General features: G+C 58.1%; 5 protein-coding genes. All 5 read left to right on the top strand.

Annotated elements, in window-relative coordinates:
* Positions 1-1682 precede the first annotated feature (1682 nt).
* Positions 1683-1922, top strand: coding sequence for a hypothetical protein (locus RDU24_RS14725; protein WP_308736538.1), 240 nt, complete (start codon positions 1683-1685; stop codon positions 1920-1922).
* Positions 1923-1974: 52 nt separating this feature from the next.
* The gene (locus RDU24_RS14720; RefSeq protein WP_308736537.1) at positions 1975-2979 is read left to right on the top strand and encodes a hypothetical protein; all 1005 of its coding nucleotides are present in this window, start codon (positions 1975-1977) and stop codon (positions 2977-2979) included.
* A gap of 14 nt (positions 2980-2993) precedes the next feature.
* Positions 2994-3401, top strand: coding sequence for a hypothetical protein (locus RDU24_RS14715; RefSeq protein WP_308736536.1), 408 nt, complete (start codon positions 2994-2996; stop codon positions 3399-3401).
* Between the two features lie 126 nt (positions 3402-3527).
* Positions 3528-3884, top strand: coding sequence for a hypothetical protein (locus RDU24_RS14710; RefSeq protein ID WP_308736535.1), 357 nt, complete (start codon positions 3528-3530; stop codon positions 3882-3884).
* A gap of 685 nt (positions 3885-4569) precedes the next feature.
* Positions 4570-4772, top strand: a 203-nt coding sequence (locus RDU24_RS14705; protein ID WP_308736534.1) for a hypothetical protein, incomplete at its 3' end; no start/stop codon positions are given.

The raw sequence follows: 4772 nt of genomic DNA, 5'->3' as shown, positions 1-4772 counted from the left end.
TCCTTGGTCAGGAACTCTAACATAATTCCTGGACCGGGTTTAGGGGGGCAGGTCATAACCAGTAGTTACGGGTCCGGCACCAGCACGGATTCTAACCGGTGGATGGACCCGATGTACGCGTATGAGTTTGACAATATGTACCACAATACGCCATTGGACCCCACCTATCACGACGACAGCTTCTCCAACTCGTCCGGCTACGATGACTCGTTCTCGACGAGTAGCTTTGATGACAGTTGTTCAGGTAGCAGCTTCGACGACTCCTTCTCCTCGAGCTCCAGCTTCGACGACTAGCCGACGTATACCCATGCCGTAGCGAGACGGCACAGTAAAAGGGGGCCTTGCGGCCCCCTTTCTCGTTTGATGATCCATGATTCGGAATCACTGCCTTGACCGACCTGGCCCCCTTCTCCTCGGTGCATTTCCTCACCGCGTCTGTTCTTCGCTTACGTCCTGGTAGCCAGCCAGAAACTGCCTTGGGCTATTGACCCAAGGTCGAACGCAGACGTTGCCCCTTACAGGGAGGTTACTATGGGACCTCTGTGTCCTGCACGCCGAAACGGTGTACAGGGTACATCCTCGATTCCATTGAAACGGCACTTTCCAAGCCAATCGATAACCAACTGGTATCTTGTCAGTACGCCGCCGTGGGCCTTTACCCCACATGCCGATATCATCCGCCTTAGGCGCTATCTGTGCTCATGTTTTCACCTCCAGGGCATTCTTCCTGGCATCTGCTTCTTTCGGCCCCCGAGGTGTCACAGCGGGGCGGTACTCCAAGGCTAGCACATGAGTTTTAAAGCGATAGTTCCTCTCGTCGCCATAGCGGAGCGGGTCGGGCTTTCGCCCTTTAACGCAGCTGCTCTAGCCGCATCGAGCTTATGCCGGGGGCCACCCGGTTTTCGCCTCGCGCGGCCGCTACGTCCCTTCCACGTCACGATCCAAGCCCGTGAGGGCGTAGGTATCGTCCCGTGGCCTTGGTTACCAGGGCTTGCGGCATTCAACGTATCCAAGCGCACCATCTCTGATGTGGGCATGAACTCAACGACACTTCACACCCCCTGCTAGCGCAAGGGTAGCTGATGCCGCTGGTTCCCGAACCGTACAGGCGCGTTTCCGTCGCATACGGCTCTCCGGTTGCGAGCAAACTTAATGAGACCATCGCTGGCTAGACGACGGCTACTGATTGGCTACCAGAAGTTTGCTCTCAGTCATAACGGCAGGGTTAACGATTCCGATTGTCATGGCGAAGACGAGCGCCTGATTTTGGAGCGCACGTCTCCTGATCTGTTTCCTCCTTCATATACGGGTTCACGCACCCTTCTGCGGCTCGTGGTGACGTCACGGCGGGCCGTGCCGGTGTGGAGGCCGGCGGGACAAGATGCGGGTCTGCGTTCATCATACCACGCCGGCGCCGACGCAGCGCAAGAGCAGCGGTCAAGAAAAGCTCAAAGACAGTCCACCTCATTGATGAAGCCATTTTATCCCGTAAAATTATTGAATTAGGCCCGCGCGAATGGGCTAGCCAATGCATGCAATCGCGTAGCACGAAAAAAAAGAAAAGATGTCCCCACATTTCTGCTGGACTCCTTTTTCCGCAGTTGCGTAGACGCGATTTGTGGGCCCTTCTCCTGTTCTGGGTCTTGTCATCAACCAATAACCGCTAACGCAAAGGAAAACTTGTGGGCATCATCAAGAAAAACGCCGCGCTTGAGTGTCAGGTCAACATCAAAGTCAGCAACGATACCCTCAACCGCTACAGGGAGGTCAAGAAGCGTTGCCGGGAATGCCGTTGGGAGTTCTCTCTCCAGCCTGAGTTTTCGACGTGGCTGAATACGCAGCTCACTGCGGCGGAAAAAGAGCTTGCCTCCGGCCAGAAGGCCGAGGCGAAGTCGGCTAGCCTGGCAGACGCGAGCGCATAGCTTGGGCATTGTCCGCGAACATCATCGGCCTGGGCCAGGAGACGTTGCACTCGTGCGTCGCGCGCAGCGCTCCCTCGCCCTGGTCGGGCGACATGTGAACCTGTTGCGGTATCTGGAACGCGACAGCTTCCTGAACGTCGCCAGGGCGCTTGTGGAGAGCTACATGCCGCGCTCGAGTCAGAAGCAGCTCGAGATAGCCGACGTGTTCCGTGAGCTCTACGCCGCGTGGCTTGTCCTCGCGCCGATCAGCAACCGGGCGCAAGGTTATTGGCGTCCATGGTGGTGTCCAGGTGTCTTCACGAGTTGGTTGCGTATTGAGGCGAATCGCTTTCATCGTTGCTGGCTCGGGCATGTCGGCTACGACTGGACTACCGCGCAGATAGCGCCCGGAGCGCTGGCAGCAGGCATCACCGACGAGACCTTCTTCTATCACCTGCAGGGGCTGCTCGACCATGTTCTGGGCGACACGTTGCGTGCTGGCTTCGCGCGCTACGTCCTCGGTAGCCTGACTTGGCGGCATATAGCCGAGACTACGCTACAGGTCGCACGTGACCACCGCGCGGGTATGCTGTGGAGCGAAGACGGGATGTGGCTTCTGGCCTCGAAACCGTTCGAGGGCGTCGGCGTGGAGTGGATCGACCTCCGCGAGCAGCCTGCGGAGGTTCTCTCCTGGCAAACCCACGTAGTCGGCAGCTTGCTGCACATCAAGATGAATGATGCATCGGTGCAGCGGCTCAAGGAAGGCGTGCGCGCGGCGCTGGCGTCCGACGCCTCGCCAGAGCACAAGCTACGCCGCATCAACGCCGCTGCGCGTAGCTTCCATCATTATGCGAGGTACGCGTTCGATGCCCGGCAGCAAACGCAGGAGCTTGAGGCATGGGTATGGCGGCGCGTGAACCGGCACATCGTGCAGAATACGCCGTCGCTTGCCGCGCGCTACTTCAATCTTCGGCAGGCGCCCTGGGACACGCGCCTGCACTTCGAACGAAAGTCGTACCTGCTCGATCGGGATGTCACCGAGGAGCAATGGCTGAACCTGTGGAATCCGCGGCGCTAGCAGGAGGATAGAAAGTGAGTTTGAGCTATGACAAAGACGGCTTCAAGCTGACGGTTATTGCCGGTGTTGCTGACGAAACGAAAGGCAAACGTCGCTGGACGCGGGTGGCGGCCAGCGTCATGGGATATTCATGCTCTGATCTGGAAAGCTTGGCCGCGCTCAAGGCATGCCTCGATTGCTTCCGGCGTGGGCAGCTTCTGAAAGGCGAGCCGCAGCCGCTGCTCGGCACAGAAACGGAGGGCGTATTGTTCGCTTCGAGGCAGAAGGACAAGGTGCTGTACCTGCTCCTCCAGCGGGTTGCCGCAGGCCGGATGGTCGAAGAGGCGTACTATACGCACCTTGATGTGGCGAGGCTTGAAGTCGCCGCCGGCAAGGCGCTGCAGTTTTTGGCGCCTGTGGTCATGTGGGGGCCGGAACAGTAACAACAAGCGAAGCGGCAGAGGCGGACACGCAGAACCATTCACCATTCATTCCACTAACCTGTAACCGAGTTCGGTGGTTATGGTTCAGCTACCGAACGGCACGCTCAACAAATTTCAAGGAAAATCATGATGAAAAAGCAGATGATCAACATGGCCGCCTCCGAAACCACTTACAAGGACGGCAGGTACCTGCTGCTCCCCGCCGCCGCAGAGAAGATTGGCATCCCCTTGCGCACGCTTCGCGCGTGGCGCGAGAAGTGCCGCTTCGATCCCGATACGGCGGGGCTCTATGCCAAGGTCGGAAAATTCGTGTTCTTCGACCTTGAGGAGTGGGCTCGGCTTCTTGCGAAAAAGCAACAGGACGCCCTCGAGGCCGCACGCGCATGGGAAAATCGCTTCCGCCTCGTCCTCTTCTTTCCTGCCGCCGCTATTGCCGTGGCCATCGCTCTCACGCTGTTCCGGGGCGGCGGCGGCAGATTCTAGCCGCAGCATTTCCTTTATCCCTTTGCGGCCCTACGGGGCCGCTTCCTCTTCGTTTTCCAAAGTGGGCTCGGCCTCCATTTCTAGCCAGCTTACGCGGCCTCTTTTCGCCACCCCCGGATGCGCTTCAGTAGCGTGACTCTGCCCGCGAAAGTATCTTTTATCTACCCATAAAAACTCAGGTTTTGGCCTTGATTCTTGTCTCTGCGAGTGCTTTCATTGATGTGCCGGCCCAGCAAACGACAAAGGAGGAAAGCACATGATTCGACGCTTGCTCGCAACTGCGACCCACTTCGAGGCGCAGCTTGCAAAACGATTGTTCGCGCGGAGACTCGTGTTTCGGCGCGAAATGACTCCTCTCCATATAGGCCTGGCCTATGCCAGGATCGACGATGGAAGGAGGTGCCGCGACCGGTGACCACCGGCAGCGCGGCACCGTGAGCCTCTTTAGGCTCTCTGGCAGGCGCAAGGCCCATCATCGCCTCGCCGACAATTCCAGCCCCTGCAACTGGATGCACGGCAAAACGTGGCGCAACTGCTGTCTCCCACCCCATTCAAAAGGCGGCCCTTCGGGCCGCCTTTCCAACGACCAAAGCAAGAAGCATGTAACACGCGGCACCCAGGGGCATCCGAGGTGGACCGATATGCGTGCGAGCAATTCCACCAGGCAACGTGTCGAGCGTGGGCGATGTATTTCATCCATGCGGAGGATGTGTCCGGTCATTATATGGGTAACGTGCTGCGCCAAAAGAAAAACTTGACATCCTGTTGGCGCAAGCGTATAGGTTTTTATGAGGCATGCACTTCTTCGCTCCGATTGGGGCGGCTGAAAAATGAAGATGGGCACAAAAGGACAGATGATTCAGCATCGGCCCGAGCCCGCAAGTCTCA

The sequence above is a fragment of the Humidesulfovibrio sp. genome (assembly GCF_031082295.1).
Classification (GTDB): Bacteria; Desulfobacterota; Desulfovibrionia; order Desulfovibrionales; family Desulfovibrionaceae; genus Humidesulfovibrio.
The sequence above is the reverse complement of the archived record's forward strand: the minus strand, read 5'-3'. Positions and strand labels throughout refer to the sequence as shown.